Raw genomic sequence first — 21495 nt, 5'->3', positions numbered from 1 at the left:
AACGGGTCCACGAGTTCCACCTCCCCCCCCCCGTTCTAGGGCACGCTTCCAAGTAGCGAAGATCCTTCGAATTCGTCGAGCTTCTCCGAGGAGCACTCGTCGGGGATCCAGGACATCCGGTTCCGGTTCGAGCTCCGATCAGCGACGTCCCGCCCAGACGCCCACCAGGTCTGTACGGCAGCGAGCTCCCCCACCGCGCAACGCATCCCGAGCAGTCTGCGCCACGACCCGAGAGAACGAGCCTTGCCTCAGGACATGCCCGCCGGCTGGTACCCAGCACCGCACGCCAACAACGAACCACGCTACTGGGACGGACGAGACTGGTCCGAGACTCCGCCGCCCTTCCAGCCGGAACAACCCGCCGCTCCGATGTACGGATCGGTGGCGCAGATGGCTCCTCCGGCGGTTCGAGCACCCGGTTCCGCGAACCAGCCGTACGGACTGTCCGTGGCAGCACTCGTCGTCGGCATCGTGGCCTTCCTCACGGGCCTCGTGCCTGTGCTCGGCCTCGTGCTCGCAATCACGGCTGTCGTCCTGGCGATCATGGCGCTGGTCAAGCGACACGCGAAGAAGATGGCCATCACGGGCCTCGTGCTCGGCGGCGTCGCACTCCTGACCGGAGTCGCAGTGGCAGGTGGCGGGGGCGACAGCACCGATTCCGCGTCGAAGGCTTCCAGCGTGGTCGAGTCTGCGGAGACCGCCAAGCCGTCCGAACCCGCCGAGCAGGAGAGTCAGACGAATGCGCCGGCCGCGGCGGACGAGCCCGAGAAGGCTTCCGAGGCAGCTCCGACTGCGGACGGCACCGTCGAGAACCCCTCGCCGCAGCCTTACACCGCCAAGGGCCTGCTCGGCGGCGAGAAGTACAGCCTGACGGCGCGCATCGTGGATGCGAATGCGAATGCAGCCGTCGCGCAGTACAACATGTTCAACGACGAAGCGCCTGCTGGGTTCAAGTACGTCATCGCGGAACTGACCATGACGGGGATCGATCCGGACGGGGTCGAGCCGTCGCTCGCGTCGATCGATCTCTCCCTCGCGACCCCTGAGGGCAATCGGTACGACGGCGAGTACATCATGTTCGGTGACGGGATGCCGTCGATGAGCGACGGGCCGACCCTCTACCCCGGATCGAAGTTCACCGGGTACACGGCCTACCTCGTTCCGGACAGCGCACAGTCCTTCCTGCTCTACGACAACGGGAAGTACATCGCCTTCTGAACCGCTCACGCCAGTGATCGCCCTCTCGCACTGCTGATCGGGAGTCGCCGCCAGGAGCTCCAGATCGAGTCGACGAGGAACAAGTGCCCCGGACCGAGGTCCGGGGCACTTGTCCGTCCACCGGCACGAGGGACGGGAGGTCGTCGATTCACCCGGCGGCGCGGACGGCAGCCTCGTCGTCGTCCGAGAGGCCCGCGCCGTGCGGGTGGACCGGTTGCAGCTGCTCCCATGCGAGCACGTCTGCCAGCGTCTCGGCGAGTCGCCTCCGTGTCAGGCCTGCCGCACGCGCGCGGTCTGCCGGTCGGTCGTTCATGCCCTGGTGGTCGTCGTCGGGGATCCACAGCGGCAGGGACCGCTCCCCCGCCCAGGGCGCCACCCCGCGCGCGAGGAGCACCTCGTCCGCGAGCGCTACGACCGGGACGTCCACGGCCGCTGCGGCCCGTGCTTCCTCGAGGTACTGCCCCAGCGTGACGACCTCGCCGGGGACGTCGTGGACACCCGCTCGTCGGCCCTCGGCCGCTCCGACGAGCCATCCCGCCAGGTCGCGGACGTCGATCACCGAGGTGGGTCGATCCGTGCGCGCCGGGACCACCACCGCGCGGCCGCTCTCGGCTGCACGGGCGAACCTCCACGGCCAGTAGCCGGAACGTCCGGTGTGGTCACCTGGTCCACCGACGAGCCCGGCCCGCGCGATCGAGGCGCGCTCGGGGCCGAAGGCGTCGAGGACCGCACGTTCGCACGCCACCTTCGCAGCGCCGTACTCAGCGGGGTCGTCCGACGGCTCGAGCACGGCAGCGTGCTCGTCGGCACCGCGCTCGGCCTGGGACGCGTAGACGCTCACGGTCGACACGAAGACGTACCGATCGGCGACGGGCTCGAGGTCACGGGCCGCGCGGCGCACGTGCGCGGGCGTCCGGGAGACGTCCACGACCGCATCCCAGTGCTCGCCGGTCACCATGGTCAGGGCGTCGTCGTGGTCACGGTCGGCCACGACGAGCCGGGCGCCGGTGGGGACGTCCGAGCCGCGTGCGACGCACGTGACGTCGTGGCCGGTGTCGAGGGCGTGCTGTACGACGGTCCGGCCGAGCCAGGCGGTACCGCCGAGGACGAGGATGCGCATGCAGTCCAGCCTGCACCGAGCTCGAGGCACTCTCGAGAGTTTTGATTTCTTACTTCGCTTTAGCGAATCGAGATAAAGCCTGGTAAGGCCAGTAAGGTCGGCGCGTGGACAGCGTCAGGAACCCGTACACGCCCAACGCCGGTGCTACTCCGGAGATCGTCGCAGGACGCATCGAGCACACGCGCTCGTTCGAGGTACTCCTCCGTCGCCTCGCTCGCGGCCGCACTGACCAGTCCATGATCATGACGGGTCTGCGCGGGGTGGGGAAGACCGTGCTCCTCAACGCTTTCGCGGACCTGGCGCGCGAGGCGCGGTGGGAAGTCGTGGAGTTCGAGGCCAGCAAGCACGACGACGGCCAGTTCCGACAGACGATGGCTTCCCTGCTCCGATCAGCACTGCTGCAGGTGTCACCCCGGAAACGATGGAGCGACCGGGCTCGGCGTGCCGCTGAGGTCCTGACCTCGTTCAGCATGAACATGAGCGCGGAGGGGACTTGGTCGATGACGTGGGACGTTGAACCCGCGGAGGGCCTCGCTGATCACGGAGACCTGACGCTCGACCTCACCGATGTCCTCCTTGCGCTCGGGGAGGCCGTACAGGAGCACGGCAGGGGGCTCGCCATCCTCATCGACGAGGTCCAGTTCCTGCGCGCCGCACAACTCGAGGCCTTGATCCAAGCACTCCACAAGACCGTTCAGCGACGGCTCCCCATCACCTTCGTCGGCGCGGGCCTTCCGCAGATCGCGGAGCTCGCCGGCGACGCGAAGTCGTACGCCGAACGCCTGTTCCGTTTTCCCGAGATCGGGTCGCTCGACCCGGAGGACGCGCGTGAAGCCCTGATCCGACCGGCAGAGATCGAGGACGCATCCTTCAGCGAGGATGCCGTAGAGCTCGCGCTCGAGATCACGAAGGGGTACCCCTACTTCATCCAGGAACTCGGGTACCAGGTCTGGGAGATCGCTCCCGGTCCGGTGATCGTTGCAGACGACGTCGACGCGGCGAGAGAGGGATACCTCGCGAAACTGGACCAGTCGTTCTTCCGTGTCCGGCTCGATCGCACCACGACCCTCCAGACGGCCTACCTCCGAGCAATGGCTGAACTCGGTCCGCTTCCGCAGAAGGCTGCGGACGTCGCCCGTGTCCTGCACCGGGAGTCCACGCAACTCGGACCGACCAGAGCAGAACTCATCGACATGGGGCTGCTCTACACGCCAGAGCACGGCTACGCTGCCTTCACCGTGCCGGACTTCGACAAGTTCATGCTGCGAGCCGTACCGAAGCTGATCGTGCCCGAGGTCAGACGCCGGACCCCGAAGAAGCCGAGCTGATCCCGGCTCAGGCGGTCGCGGCCGCCGGAGCGCCCTCGCGGCGGGCGAGCAGGAGGTCCGCCACGGCGGCGACGACGACCAGCGCGGCGGCGTACGCGGGGAACGCCATCGCGGCACCGGTGCCCGCACGCTCGGCGACCTCGCCGACCACGGCCGACGCGACCGACTGTCCGACGATGACCGCCGAGCCGAGGATCGTCATCGTGGTCGCCGAACGGCCGACGGGCGACCGGTCCGATCCCAGGCTGTACTGCGCGACGAGCGTCGGGCCGATGCCGATGCCCATGATCCCGAGCACGAGGACGACCGCCACGACGGAGTCCGCCCGGCTGAAGGCGACCGCGCCGCCCAGCAGCACGACCCCGAACACGAGCCAGCGCCAGGTCACACCGAACCGCTGTGGGAACGCCGCCGATCCGAGTGCGAGTGCTGCGGATCCGATCCCCATCACGCCGTACAGCAGGCCGGCCTGGGACGCCTCGCCCTGTTGTTCCGTGAAGGCCGTCAGCGAGGTCAGCGTCGACCCGAAGAAGAGTCCGATGCCGAGGATCCCGACGACGACCACGAGCAGTCGCGGACGGAGCAGCTGCCGGGCCGGGGCGCGCGTCTCCTGTGCCGGCCCACCGACGACGAGGGCGCCGGTCGGGTGCAGCGCGAAGGCGGTGACGAAGACGAAGGTCAGTGCCGACGCACCGGCGACGGCCACCCACGGCGCGATCGTGCTCGCGAGCAGGCCGACCAGGAACGGACCGACGATGAAGACGGTCTCGTCCGCGGCCGACTCGTACGCCATCGTGCCGCTGAAGACCTTGTCGCGGCGTGCCGGGGACATGCGCTGGCGGATGATCGCCACGAGTCGCGTGCGGGACATCGGGGCGACCTGCGGTGCGGTCGCGCCGATCAGGAACGACATCGCCAGGACCGCGAGGTCGGGCGCGGTGCTCGCGACCACGATCGGCAGGACGCCGAGCAGGACGGCGTTCGCGAGTCCGACGGGGACGAGGACGGCCCGCTGGCCGAAGCGGTCGGCGGCCGCACCGACGAGCGGCCCGAAGATCGCCGAGCCGATGCCGACGAAGGCGGAGTTGATGCCGCCGAGGGCGACGGAGTCACGGGACGCGACGACGAGGGTGAGGACACCGACGACCATCATCGCGAAGGGCAGACGGGCGATGAACGCGATCGGGAAGTACCACCGACCGGCGAGGGAGACGAGGGACGCGTCGGAGCGTCGAGGTTGGAGCATGAGGGGGTGTGCCTTCTGGGGCCCGGCCTGATCCGGCGGCGGGCCCATCGGGTGCCGCCGCTGTCCGTCGGTGGGGCCGACGGCCGGTAGATACACACTGCTTGCTGTTGTGTCCCTCCAGGGTACCAAGCCCGTCCGGACGGCACGCGGGGTCGGGACCTGCCACGGGTCGGCCGGGAGGCGCGTGGCGGGGCCGCCACGCGCCTCCCGGCCGTCGTCAGCCGCGTCGCAGGCCGTCGTCGATGCGTGCCAGCAGGTCAGCCGCGGCGCCGAGGCCACTCTCGTCGCCACCGAGGGCGGCGCGGAGCCGGCCCGCCCAGTGCGCGTGCAACCGCGCGATGCTGTCGTGGGCGAGGGCGGTGGGGTGCAGCTGCACGGTCCGGGCGTCGCCCGGGTCGGTGCGGCGCTCGACCATGCCCTTCGCGACGAGCGAGCGGAGCGCGACGCTGCAGTTGCTGCGCTGCAGCGCCGTGGCGTCGGCCACGGCACTCGGGGACGCACCCGGGTTCCGGTGCACCCAGCGCATCACGAGCGCCTCGGTGCCGGTCAGCGGGACGATGTCGAGCGCGTGCGGGCCGTGCGGGTCGACCTCGCGACCGATGCGCAGGACGACGTCGGCGAACTCGGCAAGGGCGTCGTCGGAGACCGCTGGTGCCATGGCGTCACTGTACCGTCCAGCGACGATGAGTTATGGTTTCATAACCATGACGACGGACACCGGATCCATCCGCGCCACCACGGCGACGCCCTCCACCCGCCCCACGGGCATCACGACTCCCCTGCTGCTCGTGCTCGGCCTGCTCAGCGCGGTCGCGCCCTTCGCGACCGACCTCTACCTGCCGGCGTTCCCGCGGATGACCACGGAGCTATCCGCCTCGGCGACGACCGTGCAGCTCACCCTGACGGCGTTCCTGGTCGGTGTGACCGCGGGGCAGCTCGTGTTCGGGCCGCTGTCGGACCGTTTCGGCCGCGTGCCCCCGCTCCTCGCCGGCGCCGCGCTCTGCGTCCTCGCGAGCGCCGCAGCGGTGCTCGCGCCGAACGTGGCGGTGCTCGTCGTCGCACGGCTGCTGCAGGGCCTCGGCGGGGCGGCCGGCATGGTGATCGGCCGCGCCGTGATCTCCGACCTGGCGACCGGCAAGCCCGCCGCCCGCGCCTTCTCGCTCATGATGATCGTCGGCGGGGTCGCGCCCGTGGTGGCACCGCTCCTCGGCGGTCTGCTCACCGGACCGATCGGGTGGCGCGGACTGCTGACGATCGTGCTCGGCCTGTCGGTGCTGATGCTCGTCGCCGTGCTCGCCGTCGTTCGGGAGACGCACCTGCGCTCGCGGCGTGACGCGCTCCGGGCCGAGCGCGTGGCGTCCGGTTCCCCGCTGCGGGCCCTGAGGTCGCGGACCTTCGTCGGCTACACCGCGGTCTTCGGCTTCGCGTTCGCGGTGATGATGGCGTACATCTCGGCGTCACCGTTCCTGTACCAGGGCATGCTCGGGCTCGACACCGTCGGCTACGGGCTCGCCTTCGGTCTGAACGCACTCGCGCTGATGGGCGTGAGCATCCTGTCGGCGAAGCTCACCGCGACCCGCTCGGTCGAGGGCGTCCTGACGCTCGGCATCGCCCTCGTGGTGGCGTCCACCGTGGCGTTCGCGCTGCTCGTCGTGACCGGGGCGCCCGTCCTCTGGCTCGCGGTGCCGCTCTTCACGGCGGTCGGGTCGCTCGGCCTCGTGCTCGGGAACGCGACGGCGCTGGCGCTCGGCGCGGTCCCCGGGGTCGCGGGCAGCGCCTCGGCCGTGCTCGGCGCCCTGCAGTTCGGGCTCGCGGCGCTCGTGTCGCCGCTCGTGAGCATCGGGGGCGAGGACACGGCGGCGCCGCTCGCGGTCGTCATGCTCGCGGCCGCCGTGGTCGCCGTCGTCGCGCTCGTCGCGGCGCGGCGCAGCCGGGCGTAGCAGCGCAGCGCAGCGCAGCGCAGCCGGGCGTAGCGGCGTGGGGCCGCGGGGCCGTGCGCCGCTCAGTGGCGGCGCCCGAGCGGTACCGCGGCACCCTCACGCGGGCGGAGGAACGGGATGCGGGGCATCGCCCAGTCGACCCACACCACCCGGGCCGCCGGCGCGACCGCCAGCGCCCAGAGGATCGAGGCCGCCGCGTCCGTCGGGTAGTGCACGGCGTCGATCGAGACCGACAGGAACACGACCACGATCGCCACGACACCGGCGACCCGGGCGACCTGGTGCCACCGCGTCTCGCGGACGACCCACACGAGCGCGATCACGAACGCCGTGATGTAGACCGTGTGCCCGCTCGGGTACCCGGGGTCGGGCTGGACGGGGAACGGGTGCGGCAGCAGCGCCACGTCGGGCCGGGCGCGGTGGACGATCTCCTTGACGACGGCGGACGGCAGCCACGTGATCGCGATCGTCATGCCGAAGCCGAGGGCCGGTCGGAGGTCCCGTGCCCGCCACCAGATGACACCAGCGACGACGAACGTGATCGCGATCGCCGGCACCGGGCTGATGACGTGGTAGACCGCCGTCGTGAACGCACCGAGCGCACCGGTGTGCAGCGTGTTGAACGCCTTCGCGAGCCCCGCGTCCACCGAACCGAGGAAGAACCCGATCACCGTCAGCACGACCACGGCCCCGATGCCGATCGTGACGGTCGCCAGCGGGTGGGGGTTCGGCTCGAGGATGCCGACGACGTCGGCCCTCCTGCGGCGGCGCTCGGGCTCGGTGCTCATCCGCCCATCGTCCCAGGGAGAGCCGCCCGTGCCCGGCACGCGCGGCCCGCGCAGATCAGAGACCGCTCAGCCTGACGCTCGTGGCCCGGCGGAGGACGTCCCCGGCTCAGTCCTCGACGTCGAACACGACGACGCGGCTGCTGCCGGCGCCGATGTGGTCGGCGACCGGACGGTGCTCCGGGTGCGGCAGGTACCCGGCGAGCGCCTCGCGGTCACGGAAGCGCACGGTGAGCATCCAGTCGAACCCACCCTCGAGGCCCTCGGTGCTGATGCTCGGCCCGGAGCGCACCGACTCCACCCCGTCGATGCGGGGCAGGTGGTCACGGCAGAGCGCATCCGCCTGCACGGCGTGCTCGCCGACCCCGTCCCGCGCTGCGTCCCACTGCACCAGCACCACGTGCGTCACACCAGCCATGCCCTGCTCCCGTCGTCACAGCCCACACTGCCACCCGAGCACTGGGACACCACCCCGCCTGTGTCCGCACGCAACCACGCGACCTACCGTCGGCCGAGTACGAGACGGCATGACGAGAGGAACACCATGGCAAGCGGAGTGGCAGCGGTCTGGGTACCGGTCAGTGACATGCAGCGCGCGGTCGCGTTCTACCGTGACGCGCTCGGCCTGACGGTCGCGAGCGAGGACGACGACTGGAGCGAGATCGACGCGAACGGCCTGCGCATCGGCCTGAACGGCCGGGAGTCGGCGAGCCCGTCGAGCGGGGGCGGCGCGGTCGTGTCGTTCCAGCCGGACGGCAGCATCGAGGACGAGGTCGCCGACCTGCGGTCGAAGGGCGTCGAGTTCGCGGGTGACGTCAGCGAGCACCCCTGGGGCAAGATCGTGCCCTTCAAGGACAGCGAGGGCAACGACCTGCAGCTGTACTCGCCGCCGCAGGGCTGAGGCGAGCGGGTCGCTGAGGCGATCCTCCGGATGACGGGAGGCGCGGTGCCAGCTGGCACCGCGCCTCCCGTCCTCCTGCAGCACCGTCTAGAACGCGGGCGTCCCGCCGGCGATCGTGATGGTCGAGCCGGACTGGTAGCTCGACTCCGGGCTGACCAGGTGCACGTACGCGGCTCCGAGCTCGGCCGGCTGGCCGGGGCGGCCGAACGGCGACTGCTCGCCGAAGTGCGACACCGTCTCGGCGTCGTCGGACCCGGGCTGCAGCGGCGTCCACACCGGACCCGGCGCGACCGAGTTGACACGGATGCCCTTCGGGGCGAGCTGCTGCGCGACGGCCTCGGTGAAGGTCTTGACGGCGCTCTTCGAGATCGCGTAGTCGATCTTGTCGGGCGACGGGGTCGCTGCCTGGATCGATCCGGTGGTGACGATCGTCGAGCCGGGCTCGAGGTGCGGCACTGCGGCCTGCGTCAGCCAGAACAGCGAGTAGATGTTCGTCTTGAACGTCGAGTCGAAGTGCTCGGTGGTCAGCGACAGGATGTCGTCGTTGCTGTCCATGCGACCGGCGACCATGACGAGGGTGTCGAGCCCGCCGAGCTCGTCGACCGCCTTCTGCACGAGGTCCTTGCAGTACTGCTCGTCGGAGATGTCCCCGGGGACGAGGACGGCCTTGCGGCCCTCGGACTCCAGGAGGTCGCGGACCTGCTCGGCGTCCTCCTGCTCGTCGGGCAGGTAGGAGAGGACGAGGTCGGCACCCTCACGGGACATCGCGATGGCGGCGGCGCGGCCGATGCCGGAGTCGGCACCGGTCACGATGCCGCGGAAGCCGGTCAGCCGTTCCTTGCCGACGTAGCTCTGCTCGCCGTGGTCGGGCTCCGGGTCCATCTTCCACGCGGCACCCGGCAGGGACTGCTCCTGCTTCGGGAACGGCGGCTTCGGGTAGAGGGAGTTCGGGTCGCGCTTCTCGTACTGGCTCATGGGGCCATGGTGCTCGCGAGCTGCTCCGTGCCGGTCCAGTCGGCACCGGGTCAGTTCCGTCTGCTCGGGTCCCTCGAGGAATGCGCCCTGGACGAGGAGGAGAAGACCCGGCCCCTGAGGGGCCGGGTGGTGTCCCGCTAATGTACCAGATACGGACTCCCGTCACCATCCGTCCGGGCGTCGGAGGTGAGCGATCCGTTCCGGCAGGGCCACCGCTCCGACGTCCGCGGCTGTCAAGCGACACCACCAGTGGCCACCCGCGCCTTCGGCCGGTTCACCACGGAGCTTGCCAGCGGTGAAGCCCGGCGTCGGGTTGACGGTGCCCACCGGCACCAGCGTCCTCGCGTGCGCGAGCGGGAAGGCGAGATCGCTGTCGTTCGTGACGACGACCACGGCATCGACCCGATCGGTGAGGACGTCGATCAGCAGGTGCGACGCCACGTTGACGTCGGAACCCTTCTCCTCGCGCCTCGCCACGGACACCATGAACGACGCGGACGGCACGTCCCGGTCCGACGTGTCCCGCACCTGCAGCGGCCAGTCTGCGCGGACCAGCCGAGGTCGCCCGCGGCGGTCCGCCACGGCGAGCGGCGCCGTTGCCACGCGGGTGACGTACTGTCCGAGGGTGAGCTCGTCCAGGGCCCCGGCCAGGCGGAGCGCGCGCAGGTACGTGTCCTGGTCCCGCTGGTCGCCCTCGTTCCCCGCTCCGCTGATGCGGGCGGTGCAGTAGACGACACGCTCGACCTCACCGGACCATGCCGCCCCGGGTCCGTCGACCAGACGCTGCGCCAGCGCTCGAGGGTCCAGCCACCGCCAACCCGGGGCAGCGCCGCTCAGCGCCCGAGCTCCGTAGTAGAGGTTGAAGCCGTCGACGTACACACCCACGCGCATGTCGGGTGACGGTAGTGCGAAGGCGGACGTGCCCGATGGTCATCCACAGCTGCACGACCGAGGGCGGTCGTCCACACCGCTGCGCCCCTCCTGTGCCCCGCTGTCACCCGGGCACCCAGGTCGCGCCCGGGCGACGGGCGTTGCCTGCTCGCGGTCACCCGATCAGCAACTGGAGGCAGCGAATGGCCAAGACCTGGTTCATCACCGGAGCATCGAAGGGCTTCGGCCGCGAGTGGGCGGAGGCCGCCCTGGAGCGCGGGGACTCCGTCGCGGGCACTGCCCGGGACACCGACGACGTGCAGGTACTCGTCGAGCAGTACCCGGACACCTTCCTGGCGATCCGGCTCGACGTCACCGACAAGGCCGCCGACACCGCTGCGGTGCAGCAGGCCGCGGAGCACTTCGGACGGCTCGACGTCGTCGTGAACAACGCGGGCTTCGGCCACTTCGGCATGGTCGAGGAGCTCACCGAGGACGAGGTCCGCGCGCAGCTCGAGACGAACTTCTTCGGCGCGCTCTGGGTCACGCAGGCGGCGCTGCCGATCATGCGCGAGCAGGGCTCGGGCCACATCGTGCAGGTCTCGAGCATCGGCGGCATCAGCGCGTTCCCGACGGTCGGCGCGTACCACGCGTCGAAGTGGGCGCTCGAGGGCCTGTCCCAGTCCCTGTCGCAGGAGGTCTCGGGGTTCGGTGTCTCCGTCACCCTCGTCGAGCCGGGCGGCTTCTCGACCGACTGGTCCGGTCCGTCCTCGAAGCACAGCGAGGAGCTCGACGCCTACGCGGACGTCCGCGAGGCCGCCTCGAAGCGTCCGTCCGCATCGGACCCGGGCAAGCCCGAGGCGACCCGCTCGGCGATCCTCAAGGTCGTCGACGCCGAGCAGCCGCCGCTGCGGGTCTTCTTCGGCAAGGCGCCGCTCGGCATCGCCGAGCAGGACTACGAGTCGCGGCTCGCGACGTGGCGCGAGTGGCAGCCGGTCGCCGAGGAGGCGCACGGCGCCTGAGCGCCGACGTCACCACGTGACGGACGGGAGGCTCCCCACCAGCTGGTGGGGAGCCTCCCGTCCGTCGGTGGGTCGCGTCGGTCAGACGCCCGCCGTCGACCGGATCCACGAGGACGACTGCGACAGCAGTGCGTAGTTCGACCCGGCCGTCGTGTCCGCACCGGGGTCGGCGCTGTCGCCGGTGGAGCACACCGCGACGACCTTGCCGTTGACCAGGAGCGGGCCGCCGGAGTCGCCGTGGTTCGACGCGCCGGTGACGCCGGTGACGTGCTGCGCCTTGCCGCTGTAGGCGTCGCGCGTCGCACCCGTGAGCGACACGGTCGCCTGGTACAGCCCGTCCGACTGCTGCGCGTTCGCGCGGAGGCCGTAGCCCTGGATGACGCCGGTCCCGCTCGACTTCGCCGCGGCGGTCAGGTCGAGGGGGGCGTAGGTCGACAGCGCGTAGGTGCTGCGCAGGTGCACGAGCGCGATGTCCCCGGCCGGCGCGGCGCTGACGCGGTCGATCGCGACGGCGGTGCCGCGGTTCGTGGTGGAGTTCGAGTGGTAGACGTTCATCGCGCCGATGCCGTCGATGCAGTGGCGGGCGGTGACGATCCACGAGGCGTTGATCTGCTCGCCGGTGCAGTTGCTGACGTACCCGGACGGGATGGTGCCGCCGGACGCCTCGAGCTGGACGGCCCAGGTGGTGGTGGGTGCCTTCTCACCGCCGACGACCTCGGTGCCCGCGGGCAGCGCGGATGCGGGGGTGGCGGCGAACACGCCGCCGGCGACGACGGCCACGGCGGCGAACGCCGCTGCGAGGGTGTGCTTCACGGGGACTCCTCTGTTCCTGGCTCCTGCACCGTTGCAGGATGCAACTGCGGTCATCCTGACCCTCGTCCGGGGGCCGCGCCAGTCCGCACTTCCACCGACACCGGTGCTCCGTGACCGCTGCCTATGCTGATCCCGTGCCCGACCCCGCCGTCACCGCCGCCGCTCCGGACGCACGTCGCCCGGTGATCGCGATCGCCGGACTCGCGATCGAGACCTCGACCTTCACGCCCACCCGGACCCTCGCGCCCGCCTTCCACCCGGACCGCGGTGACGAGGTCGTGGCGCGGTACCCGTTCCTGGCGTCGTACGCGGACTCAGCCGACTTCCGCGGGGCGCTCATCGGCCACGCACTGCCCGGCGGGGTCGTCGCCCGGCAGGCCTACGAGGAACTCGCCGACGAGATCGTCGCGCGCCTGACGGCGATCGGACCGGTCGACGGCCTCTGGTACGACATCCACGGCGCGATGGTGGTCGTGGGGCTCGACGACGCCGAGACCGACCTGCTCGGCCGCATCCGCGCGGTCGTCGGGCCGGACGTCATCGTGTCGGCATCGATGGACCTGCACGGCAACGTCACGCGGGAACTCGCGCACCAGGTGGACCTCGTCACCTGCTACCGCATGGCCCCGCACGAGGACGCCCTCGAGACGAAGGAGCGCGCGGTCCGGAACCTGGTCGACGTGCTCACCACGAGGCCCGTCGGAGCGCGACGACCCGTGAAGGCGTGGGTCCCGATCCCGGTGCTGCTCCCGGGCGAGCAGACCTCCACGCGCATCGAGCCCGCGGCATCGATCTACGGGCAGGTACCGGAGGTCGAGCAGGAGGACGGCGTCCTCGACGCGGCGATCTGGGTCGGGTACGCCTGGGCCGACCAGCCCCGCGACCGTGCCGTCACCGTCGTCACCGGGTGGGACCGCGACGTCGTGGCCGCGGGCGCCGAGCGCCTGGCCCGAGCGTTCTGGGACGCCCGCGAGGACTTCGTGTTCGTGGCACCGACGGGCTCCTTCGACGAGTGCCTCGCCGCCGCCCTCGCACCCGGGACCGCGCGTCCGTTCTTCGTGTCGGACTCCGGTGACAACCCGACCGCCGGCGGTTCCGGTGACATGACCTGGGGTCTCACGCAGGTGCTCGCACACCCGGCCTTCGCCACCCCTGACGGCCCCACCGTCATCTACGCGAGCGTCCCCGGCCCGGCCGCCGTCGCCGAGGCGGTCGCGGCCGGGGTCGGTGCGACCGTGACGGTGACGGCGGGCGCCGAGGTCGACGACGTGCACGCGGGGCCGATCACGATGACCGGCCGGGTGCACGCGGTCAAGCACGGCGACCGGGACGCCGAGACCGAGGTCGTGCTGCAGGTCGGCAGCGTCTTCGCGATCCTGACGACGCTCCGCAAGCCGTACCACCACGAGCACGACTTCACCGATCTCGACCTCGACCCGCGTCGGGCCGACGTCGTCGTCGTGAAGATCGGCTACCTCGAGCCGGAACTCTTCGACATGGCGGCCGACTGGATGCTGGCGCTCACTCCGGGAGGGGTCGACCAGGACCTGCTCCGCCTCGGGCACCACCGGATCGAGCGGCCGCTGTTCCCCTACGATCGGGAGTTCGCGACGCCGCCGGACCTGTCCGCGCGCATCGTGCCGCCGTCGAACGAACCCCTCGGAGCCGCCTGATGACCGTCGCCCTCGAGATCGCCGTGACGTCGCCCGCCGGGGCCCTGGTCGCCCGTGACGGGGGCGCCGACCGGGTCGAGCTCTGCATCGGCCTGGAGCTGGGCGGCCTGACGCCCTCGCAGGCCCTGGTCGAGGCCACGCACGAGACCGGGATCCCGGCGCACGCCCTGGTGCGCTGCCGCCCCGGGGGCTTCACGTACGACGACGACGAGCTCGCGCTCATGGAGCGGGAGGTCCGCACGGTCCTGCGCTCGGGAGCGGCCGGGGTGGTGGTCGGTGCCCTGCGCCCGGACCGGACCCTCGACGAGGACGCCCTCCGCCGCTTCGTGGCCGCCACCCGCTCGGTCTCCGCACACGCCGAGGTCACCCTGCACCGCGCGGTCGACCACGCCGCCGACCCGGTCGCGACGGTCGCGCGGCTCGCCGACCTCGGCGTCACGCGGGTGCTGACCTCCGGCGGCGCCGCGAGCGCCCCGGCGGGAGCGGCGACGATCGCGCGCATGGTCGACGCCGCCGGGCCCGTGCAGGTGATGGCGGGGGCCGGGGTCCACGCGCGGGACATCGGAGCACTGGTCGCGACCGGGGTCGCCGCGGTGCACCTCTCCGCCAAGCGGTCGGTCGCGGGCGGTCACGACGGCGTCCCGATGGGCAGCGGCGACGACGGCTCCGGCCACACCGTCACGGACGCGGCGGTGGTGGCAGCAGCGCGAAGTGCCCTCGATCAGTCGGCCTGACCCGATCGGACCCGCCGTGCGGCGTCAGCCTCGCTTCCCCGCTCGCGCTGCGAAGGCGTCCAGTGCCTGCAGGACCTCGTCGTTCCGGTAGAGCACGCCGTGGCGGTACTCGTTCTTCGACACCAGGACGCCGGCCTCCACCAGCTTCTGGATGTGCGGGTAGGCGTTCCGCGGCTCGACACCCATCTCCGCGGCCAGCACCGTGGCGTTGAGCACCGGCTGTCGCACGACGATGTCCATCGCGGTCCAGACGCCCGAGTCACGACGCGCCGTGACCCGCTCGGTCCAACCGCGCCTGATCCTCTCGATGTCGCCGACCAGTCGGCGCGCGTTGGCCACAGCGACGAAGACCGCGTCGCAGACCGCACGCACGATCGGCGCGATGTCTCCGCTCCGGTACGCCGTGAGCGCTGCGACGTAGCCGTCCGTGTCGGTGAGCAAGCCCGCGGACACCGGGACGGTCACGTTCTGCGTGAGCTCGTTGGAACGGAGCATCGCCTGCAGCAGCGCCCGCCCGGTCCGGCCGTTCCCGTCCGTGAAGGGGTGGATCGTCTCGAACTGCGCGTGGGCAACGGCGACCTGCGCCAGTCTCGGGACATCGACTCGTCGCGCGAACCCCATCACGTCGTCGACCAGCGCCGGCACACGCTGCCACGCCGGAGCCACGAAGTCCGCGCCCACCGGGCTCCTGCCGCTCGTTCCGACCCAGACAGCCTCCTGCCGGAAGCGGCCCGCCTCGTGGTGCGGATCGTCTGCCATGAGGACACGGTGCATCGCGAGGACGGTGTCCGTGGTCAGCGCGTCCGACAACTCGACCGCGGTGCGCATCGCACGGGTGTTCGAGACGATCTCCTGAGCGTTGCGTTTCCCCGGTGCGCCGAGCTCTGCAGTGAACACCTGGCGCGCACTGGCCGTCAGGTGCTCGATCTGCGACGACGCTGCAGCCTCGGAGCGCAGGAGCAGCGAGGAGAACGGCGCCACGCGAGCACCCAGCTCACCGTCGAACCGGGCGAGCGCTGTGGCTGCTTCATCGACCAGGACTGCAAGTGCATCGTCCAGGACGAGCGGGAGTGCCGCGATCATCGGCGGGACGGCCGCTCGGTACCGTTCAGAGAGCGCAGCACGGCGCGCCGCGCGGACGCCGACCTCGGCGTACCGGCTCGTCCACTCCAGCTCCTCGTGACCGAGTGCAGGCCAGGTCGTCATGCGCAGCCCTCCGTACGGACGTCAGAACACCACGGGCAATTCTTCTGAGATCGCCCATCATCTCAGAAGATCCGGCGGGGATCTTCTGAGATCACGCCAGGGCCACGACCCGGCCCGCAGCGGCGATCGCGACCGGGTCGTGCGCCGCGTGGACGACGACGACACCCGCGGCGGCCTCCGCGGCGAGCGCCGCCGTCACGAGGGCCGCGGACGCCGCGTCGACGCCCGCCGTCGGCTCGTCGACGAGCAGGACCGGCGCGCGCTGCGCGAGACCGAGGGCGACGAGCGTGCGCTGCCGCTGCCCGCCGGACAGCTCGTCGAGCGGCCGGTCGGCGAGGTCGGCGATGCCCATCCGGTCCAGCTGCGCGTCGACCACCGCGTGGTCCGCCCGTCCGGGCGGTCGCCACCAGGGCCGTGCCCGCCACCGCCCCATCGCGACGGTCGACCGCACGGTCAGCGGGAGCGCGGACGGCGGGACCACCTGGGTCACGTACGCGACACCGCCGGACGGGAGGCCCGACACGCCTCCGCCGACGGGCGTCACCATTCCGGCGAGCGCGTCGAGCAGCGTCGACTTGCCGGATCCGTTGGGTCCGGTGAGCGCCGTGACGGCTCCGGCGGGGAACGTCGCGTCGAGACCGTCGAGCACCGTCCGGTCACCGCGTCGGACGACGAGGTGCGTGACCTCGAGGGCAGGGGGAAGCGCGGTGGTGAGCACCTGAGCACGCTATCAGTATCGATAGTCGTTTTCATGTAGCGTTTCCCAGCGTGACCTGGCTGACCGACCCGTTCTCCGTCGACTTCATGCTGCGCGCCCTCGTCGGCGGCACCCTGGCGGCGGTCCTCTGCGCGGTCGTCGGCACGTGGGTGCTCGTGCGGGGCATGGCGTTCCTCGGCGAGGCACTCGCACACGGCATGCTCCCGGGCGTCGCGGTCGCCACCCTCACCGGGATCCCCGCCGTGCTCGGAGCGGCCGTGAGCGCGGGCGTGATGGTGGTCGGCGTCGGCGCACTCCGTCGTCGCGCCCGGCTGTCGTACGACACCTCGATCGGGCTGCTGTTCGTCGGCATGCTCGCCCTCGGGGTCATCATCGTGTCCTCGTCCCGGTCCTTCGCCACCGACGTCACCGCGATCCTGTTCGGGGACGTCCTCGCCGTGACCCGGACCGACCTCGGCGGGCTCGCCGTCGCGGTCGCCGTCGCACTCGTCCTCGCCGCGGCGTTCCACCGGCCCTTCACCGCGGCCGCCTTCGACGTCCGGAAGGCGGCGACGCTCGGCCTCCGTCCCCGACTGGCCGAGGTCGTGCTCGTCGGGCTCGTCACGCTCGCGGTCGTCGCGTCCTACCGCGCGGTCGGGACGCTCCTGGTCGTCGGGCTCCTGCTCGCGCCCGCCGCCGCGGCCCGGGCCTGGACCCGGCAGGTCGGGTCGACCATGCTCCTCGCCGCGGTGATCGGCAGCGCCGCCGTCACCACCGGCCTGCTCGTCTCCTGGCACGCGGGGACCGCCGCCGGCGCGAGCATCGCGGCGGTCGCCGTCGCGGGCGTCGCCGTCTCCCGCGGCCTCGTCGCCCTGCTGCCGCACCGGGGGCGGCGGACTAACACGACCACACCAGCACCAGCACCAGCACCACGAGAGGGAGCATGACGAACCCCACCATCACCACCACGACCCGTCGCGTCGCGGCGCGACGCCTGACCACCGCAGCGGTGGCCGCCGGACTCGCGCTCGGCCTGACCGCCTGCTCGACCACGGGCACCACCGGACCGGCTGCCGACGACGCGACCGGCACGGCGAAGCCCCACGGCTACGTCGAAGGCGCGAGCGAGGCGCAGGAGCCGCAGGTGCGCCTCCTGGCCGTGTCCGCCGCCGGCGAGACGGCGGTGCACGACCTGCTGAGCGGCGAGACCACGGCGCTCGACGACGTCGAGGCGCCGGAGCACTCCGCGACCGACGGGCGGTTCCTCGTCAGCAGCACCGAGGACCGCACCACGATCGTCGACGGCGGTTCGTGGACCGTCGACCACGGCGACCACACGCACTACTACGCGGCCGAACCGCGCGTGGTGGGCTCGATCGACGGCGGCGGGCCCGTCGAGGTGCACTCGTCGGAGACGATGACGACCATCACCTGGCCGGAGCGTGGCGAGGGTGTCGTCCTCGACCGGGCCGCACTCGGACAGGGTGACGTCGAGGAGACGGTGCGGATCGACGCGACCGTCCTGCTGCCGTTCGGCGAGCAGCTGGTCGCGGGCACCGACGACGGCGTCCGGGTGCTCGACGCCGACGGCGAGCCGAGCGGCGCCGAGGCCGCGTGCACCGACCCCGCGGGCGGCATCGTCACCCGGGCCGGCGCCGTGGTCGGCTGCTCGGACGGGGCGGTCGTCCTCGGCGAGGACGGCGAGACCACCACCGTCGCGCTGCCCGACGGGGCCGCACGCCCGACGGCGTTCTCCGCCCGCGCGGGTCGACCGACGGTCGCCGGGCTCGCCGGCGACCGGGGCGCGTGGCTGCTCGACAGCCGCGAGGGCACCTGGCGACTCGTCGAGACCGAACGGCCCCTGCGCGCCGTGACGGCCGTCGACGACGAGGACGAGCACGTCGTCGGCGTGGACGACCAGGGTCGAGTCGTGGTGATCGCGGCGACGACGGGCGCGGTCGCCACCACCGAACCGCTGCTCGACCCGGGCGAGCAGCCGCTCCTGCAGCTCGACGCCCAGCGCGCCTACGTCGCCGACGCCTCCGGGCAGCAGGTGCACGAGATCGACTTCGCGGACGGTGCACGCCTCGCGCGGTCGATCGACCTGGCCGCGGCGCCCGTCACGTTCGCCGAGGTCGGACTGTGACCCGCCGGTTCCGCGCCAGCGCCGCGCTGGCCGTGGCCGCCGGACTGGTCGCGGTGACGGCGGGGTGCTCGTCCGCCGGGTCGGACCGCCCGGTCGTCGCGGTGACGACGAACATCCTCGGCGACGTCGTCACCGAGGTGGTCGGGGACGCGGCCGACGTGATGGTCCTCATGCCGGCGGGTGCCGACCCGCACTCGTTCGAGGTCTCCGCGCAGGAGGCCGCCCGGCTCCGGAGCGCCGACCTCGTCGTCGAGAACGGGCTCGGGCTCGAGGAGGGCGTCGCCCGGCACGTGGAGGCCGCCGCCTCCGACGGTGTCCCGGTGTTCACGGCCGGCGAGCACGTCGACGCGCTCGAGTGGACGACGGAGGACGACAGCGGCCCCGATCCGCACCTCTGGACCGACCCCGCACGCATGGTCGACGTCGTCGAGGCCCTCGACGACGCCCTGCGGGACGCGGGCGTCGAGCCGAGCGGGACCGACGCGTACCTCGACGAGCTGGCCACGCTCGACACGGACATGTCCGACGCGTTCGCGGGCATCCCGGAGGACCGACGGGCACTCGTGACGAACCACCACGTGTTCGGGTACCTGGCGGACCGGTACGACTTCCGGGTCGTCGGCGCCGTCATCCCGAGCGGGACCACCCTGGCATCGCCGAGCGCGGCGGACCTGCGCGACCTCGCGTCGGCGATCGACGAGGCGGGCGTCCCGACGATCTTCGCCGACCTCTCGCAGCCCGCACGGCTGGCCGAGGTGCTGGCGGACGAGGTGGACGTGCACGTGGCGATCCGTCCGCTCGCCACCGAGGCGCTGACCGAGGACGGTGTCGCCTCGACCTACCTCGGGATGATGCGGTCGAACACGGCGGCGATCGTCGACGGCCTGTCGATTTCTAATTGAGAATGAGAATCAGTACAGTGAGCGGCATGACAACTCTGCGCACCACGCTCGCGCCCGCAGCCCTGCTCGGCGCCGCGGCCCTCGTCCTCACCGGCTGCTCGACGGGCCCCGCCGACGCGGAGGCCGAGGGCACCCGCACCACGGAGGCCGCATCCGCCGAGGGCGACCGCATCGTCCTCACGTACGACGGCGGCCTGCTCACCCTCGACCAGGACCTGCGGGTCGTCGCCGACGACAGCATCGACGGCTTCACCCGCGTGAACCCCGCCGGGGACGGCCGCCACGTGCTCGTCACGGTGCCCGAGGGCTTCCGGGTCCTCGACACCGCCGCAGACCCGGCCCTGACCGACGCCGTCTTCCCGGCCGACACCGGCGGCCACGCGGTCGTGCACGGCGAGAAGACCGCGCTCTTCGCGGACGGCAGCGGTGACGTCACGGTGTTCGAGCACGACGACCTCGACGGCGCCACGCTGCCCGAGGTGGAGACCACGGAGTCCGAGGCGGCACACCACGGCGTCGCGATCGTGCTCGAGGACGGCACGCTCCTCAGCACGATCGGCACCGAGGAGGAGCGCACCGGCGTCCGCGCCCTCGACGAGGACGGCACCGAGCTCGCCCGCTCGGAGGAGTGCCCGAACGTGCACGGCGAGGGAGCGGTGCAGGGCGAGGTCGCGGTCTTCGGCTGCACCGACGGCGCCCTCGTCTACCAGGACGGCGCCTTCGCGAAGATCGACGCCCCGACCGAGTACGGCCGCACCGGCAACCTGTTCACCACCGAGGACTCGTCCGTGGCCGTCGGTGACTACAACGACGACCCGGACAGCGAGGGCTACCTGCTCGACCAGGTCGCACTCATCGACGCCGCGTCGGGCGAGTACCGCGTGGCCGACATGCCCGAGGGTGTGGGCTTCACCTTCCGCGACATCGCGCGTGGTCCCGGTGACGAAGCCGTGATCCTCGGCTCCGACGGCGCCCTGCACACCTTCGACGAGCAGACGGGCGAGCCGATCGACACGTTCGACGTCCTCGACGCCTGGGAGGGTCCGACCGAGTGGCAGGACGCCCACCCCGCACTGAAGGTCGCGGGTGACGTCGCGTACGTGACCGACCCGACCGAGCGGAAGATCCACGCGGTGGACCTCACCACCGGGGAGGTCGTCGCGTCGAGCGACGAGCTGCCGGGCGTCCCCAACGAGATCGCGGTCGCCTGACGGCCGACGTCACCACCCGACGGACGGGAGGCGCGGTACCGGCTGGCACCGCGCCTCCCGTCCGTCCGTCGGTCGCGGCTCAACCGACCGCCGGTCGCCACATCGAGACCGGAGCGGCCGCCCGGAAGCCGGTGATCGGCGCACCGTCCCCGAAGCCGTGGCGACGGTAGAGCCGGCGGTTCTGCGGCGTCGAGGACTCGAGGTACGCGTGCTGCGCGAGGGCGTCGACCCGGCGCAGCGCGTGGTCGAGCAGGAGCCCGCCGACCCCCTGACCTCGGGCCGCGGCAGCGACACCGATCTCGGCGAGGTACCAGTGCGGCGCATCGGGGCGGGCGCGGTCCATCCGTCGGAGGTGCCGCAGCGCGCGGAGGGCACCGCCGGTCCCGAGGACCCGGAGGAGTGCCGGGACCTGCCGGACGAACGCCAGCGTGCCGCCGACGTGCGGCCGAGGCGCCTGCCAGAACGCGGCGCCGAGCAGCCGGCCCTCGTCGACCGCGACGTCGAGCGCCCGGGCGCGTTCGGGGACGGCCCGGACGAGCGCGGCGAAGAGGGCGCCGAGCACGACGACCCGGTCCTCGCCCGGACGCGGCGGTCGGACCTCACCGAGGACGGGGTCGGCGGCGAAGGCCTCGGCGAGCACGGTCGCGGCGGCGGGCACCTCGGACGGGGATGCGGGACGGACGGTGATCGACACGGGGACTCCTCCAC

General features: G+C 72.0%; 22 protein-coding genes and 1 pseudogene. 12 read left to right on the top strand and 11 right to left on the bottom strand.

The window, feature by feature from the left end; genetic code table 11:
• Window positions 1-255 precede the first annotated feature (255 nt).
• Together ACH0A8_RS05150 and ACH0A8_RS05145 are read left to right on the top strand one after the other, a co-directional pair.
• Window positions 256-351 (top strand): annotated as a pseudogene (locus tag ACH0A8_RS05150) (DUF2510 domain-containing protein); the annotation flags it as partial.
• A 96-nt stretch (window positions 352-447) separates the two neighbouring features.
• Window positions 448-1218 carry a hypothetical protein gene (locus ACH0A8_RS05145; protein WP_406906761.1) on the top strand — a complete coding sequence of 257 codons (771 nt, stop codon included), beginning with the start codon at window positions 448-450 and terminating at the stop codon, window positions 1216-1218.
• A 148-nt stretch (window positions 1219-1366) separates the two neighbouring features.
• Here ACH0A8_RS05145 and ACH0A8_RS05140 read toward each other — a convergent pair whose 3' ends face one another.
• Window positions 1367-2338 (bottom strand): NAD-dependent epimerase/dehydratase family protein, encoded by a 972-nt coding sequence (locus ACH0A8_RS05140; RefSeq protein WP_406906741.1) that lies wholly within the window; start codon window positions 2336-2338, stop codon window positions 1367-1369.
• 104 nt (window positions 2339-2442) lie between these two features.
• On the opposite strand from ACH0A8_RS05140, the gene ACH0A8_RS05135 reads away from it, so the two are divergent.
• On the top strand, window positions 2443-3666 hold the full coding sequence (locus ACH0A8_RS05135; RefSeq protein ID WP_209684383.1) for an ATP-binding protein: 1224 nt from the start codon (window positions 2443-2445) through the stop codon (window positions 3664-3666).
• A 7-nt stretch (window positions 3667-3673) separates the two neighbouring features.
• Here ACH0A8_RS05135 and ACH0A8_RS05130 read toward each other — a convergent pair whose 3' ends face one another.
• Together ACH0A8_RS05130 and ACH0A8_RS05125 are read right to left on the bottom strand one after the other, a co-directional pair.
• Window positions 3674-4912 carry an MFS transporter gene (locus ACH0A8_RS05130; protein WP_406906739.1) on the bottom strand — a complete coding sequence of 413 codons (1239 nt, stop codon included), beginning with the start codon at window positions 4910-4912 and terminating at the stop codon, window positions 3674-3676.
• Between the two features lie 217 nt (window positions 4913-5129).
• Window positions 5130-5570, bottom strand: coding sequence for a MarR family winged helix-turn-helix transcriptional regulator (locus tag ACH0A8_RS05125; RefSeq protein ID WP_271826897.1), 441 nt, complete (start codon window positions 5568-5570; stop codon window positions 5130-5132).
• 46 nt (window positions 5571-5616) lie between these two features.
• Here ACH0A8_RS05125 and ACH0A8_RS05120 point away from each other — a divergent pair, with 46 nt between their 5' ends.
• Window positions 5617-6852 (top strand): multidrug effflux MFS transporter, encoded by a 1236-nt coding sequence (locus ACH0A8_RS05120; protein ID WP_066651569.1) that lies wholly within the window; start codon window positions 5617-5619, stop codon window positions 6850-6852.
• A gap of 62 nt (window positions 6853-6914) precedes the next feature.
• Here the strand turns inward: ACH0A8_RS05120 and ACH0A8_RS05115 are convergent, their stop codons facing one another.
• Together ACH0A8_RS05115 and ACH0A8_RS05110 are read right to left on the bottom strand one after the other, a co-directional pair.
• Window positions 6915-7640 carry a phosphatase PAP2 family protein gene (locus ACH0A8_RS05115; protein WP_251159999.1) on the bottom strand — a complete coding sequence of 242 codons (726 nt, stop codon included), beginning with the start codon at window positions 7638-7640 and terminating at the stop codon, window positions 6915-6917.
• A 106-nt stretch (window positions 7641-7746) separates the two neighbouring features.
• A complete protein-coding gene (locus ACH0A8_RS05110) occupies window positions 7747-8055 on the bottom strand; it encodes a Dabb family protein (protein ID WP_311205759.1) in 309 nt (102 codons plus the stop codon).
• Window positions 8056-8181: 126 nt separating this feature from the next.
• Between ACH0A8_RS05110 and ACH0A8_RS05105 the strand changes: the two genes are divergently transcribed.
• A complete protein-coding gene (locus tag ACH0A8_RS05105; RefSeq protein ID WP_250367744.1) occupies window positions 8182-8538 on the top strand; it encodes a VOC family protein in 357 nt (118 codons plus the stop codon).
• Window positions 8539-8625: 87 nt separating this feature from the next.
• Here ACH0A8_RS05105 and ACH0A8_RS05100 read toward each other — a convergent pair whose 3' ends face one another.
• A complete protein-coding gene (locus ACH0A8_RS05100) occupies window positions 8626-9513 on the bottom strand; it encodes an SDR family oxidoreductase (RefSeq protein WP_066651561.1) in 888 nt (295 codons plus the stop codon).
• Between the two features lie 162 nt (window positions 9514-9675).
• Complete coding sequence (locus tag ACH0A8_RS05095) at window positions 9676-10404, bottom strand: NYN domain-containing protein (RefSeq protein ID WP_406906736.1); 729 nt, start codon at window positions 10402-10404, stop codon at window positions 9676-9678.
• 182 nt (window positions 10405-10586) lie between these two features.
• Here ACH0A8_RS05095 and ACH0A8_RS05090 point away from each other — a divergent pair, with 182 nt between their 5' ends.
• Window positions 10587-11405 (top strand): SDR family oxidoreductase, encoded by an 819-nt coding sequence (locus ACH0A8_RS05090; RefSeq protein WP_406906734.1) that lies wholly within the window; start codon window positions 10587-10589, stop codon window positions 11403-11405.
• 81 nt (window positions 11406-11486) lie between these two features.
• On the opposite strand, the gene ACH0A8_RS05085 is transcribed toward ACH0A8_RS05090, so the two are convergent.
• Entirely contained in the window at window positions 11487-12218 is a 732-nt protein-coding gene (locus tag ACH0A8_RS05085) for a trypsin-like serine protease (RefSeq protein WP_066651557.1), read from the bottom strand.
• 134 nt (window positions 12219-12352) lie between these two features.
• Between ACH0A8_RS05085 and ACH0A8_RS05080 the strand changes: the two genes are divergently transcribed.
• On the top strand, window positions 12353-13891 hold the full coding sequence (locus ACH0A8_RS05080; RefSeq protein WP_406906732.1) for a M81 family metallopeptidase: 1539 nt from the start codon (window positions 12353-12355) through the stop codon (window positions 13889-13891).
• Window positions 13891-14625, top strand: coding sequence for a copper homeostasis protein CutC (locus ACH0A8_RS05075; protein WP_406906730.1), 735 nt, complete (start codon window positions 13891-13893; stop codon window positions 14623-14625). The genes ACH0A8_RS05080 and ACH0A8_RS05075 overlap by 1 nt, the downstream gene beginning before the upstream one ends.
• 24 nt (window positions 14626-14649) lie before the next feature.
• On the opposite strand, the gene ACH0A8_RS05070 is transcribed toward ACH0A8_RS05075, so the two are convergent.
• The gene (locus ACH0A8_RS05070; RefSeq protein ID WP_311205755.1) at window positions 14650-15831 is read right to left on the bottom strand and encodes a Fic family protein; all 1182 of its coding nucleotides are present in this window, start codon (window positions 15829-15831) and stop codon (window positions 14650-14652) included.
• 91 nt (window positions 15832-15922) lie between these two features.
• Window positions 15923-16549: a metal ABC transporter ATP-binding protein gene (locus ACH0A8_RS05065; RefSeq protein ID WP_406906728.1), complete on the bottom strand. Its 627-nt coding sequence runs from the start codon at window positions 16547-16549 to the stop codon at window positions 15923-15925.
• A 50-nt stretch (window positions 16550-16599) separates the two neighbouring features.
• On the opposite strand from ACH0A8_RS05065, the gene aztB reads away from it, so the two are divergent.
• Genes aztB through ACH0A8_RS05045 form a run of 4 tightly spaced genes read left to right on the top strand, consistent with a single transcriptional unit; the run spans window position 16600 to window position 20787 of the window.
• Entirely contained in the window at window positions 16600-17475 is an 876-nt protein-coding gene (gene aztB / locus ACH0A8_RS05060; protein ID WP_400340899.1) for a zinc ABC transporter permease AztB, read from the top strand.
• Window positions 17472-18674, top strand: coding sequence for an ABC transporter (locus ACH0A8_RS05055; protein ID WP_406906726.1), 1203 nt, complete (start codon window positions 17472-17474; stop codon window positions 18672-18674). The genes aztB and ACH0A8_RS05055 overlap by 4 nt, the downstream gene beginning before the upstream one ends.
• The gene (locus ACH0A8_RS05050) at window positions 18671-19576 is read left to right on the top strand and encodes a metal ABC transporter solute-binding protein, Zn/Mn family (RefSeq protein ID WP_406906725.1); all 906 of its coding nucleotides are present in this window, start codon (window positions 18671-18673) and stop codon (window positions 19574-19576) included. Before ACH0A8_RS05055 ends, ACH0A8_RS05050 begins: the two co-directional genes overlap by 4 nt.
• Before the next feature lie 26 nt (window positions 19577-19602).
• Entirely contained in the window at window positions 19603-20787 is a 1185-nt protein-coding gene (locus tag ACH0A8_RS05045) for a hypothetical protein (protein WP_245172018.1), read from the top strand.
• Between the two features lie 79 nt (window positions 20788-20866).
• On the opposite strand, the gene ACH0A8_RS05040 is transcribed toward ACH0A8_RS05045, so the two are convergent.
• A complete protein-coding gene (locus ACH0A8_RS05040) occupies window positions 20867-21481 on the bottom strand; it encodes a GNAT family N-acetyltransferase (protein ID WP_066651543.1) in 615 nt (204 codons plus the stop codon).
• Between the last annotated feature and the right edge of the window lie 14 nt (window positions 21482-21495).

This window comes from Curtobacterium sp. 179-B 9B NHS (assembly GCF_045370965.1).
In the GTDB taxonomy this organism is placed as follows: Bacteria; Actinomycetota; Actinomycetes; order Actinomycetales; family Microbacteriaceae; genus Curtobacterium.
Note: the sequence above shows the minus strand (reverse complement) of the source record. Positions and strands in the feature narration are given on the sequence as shown.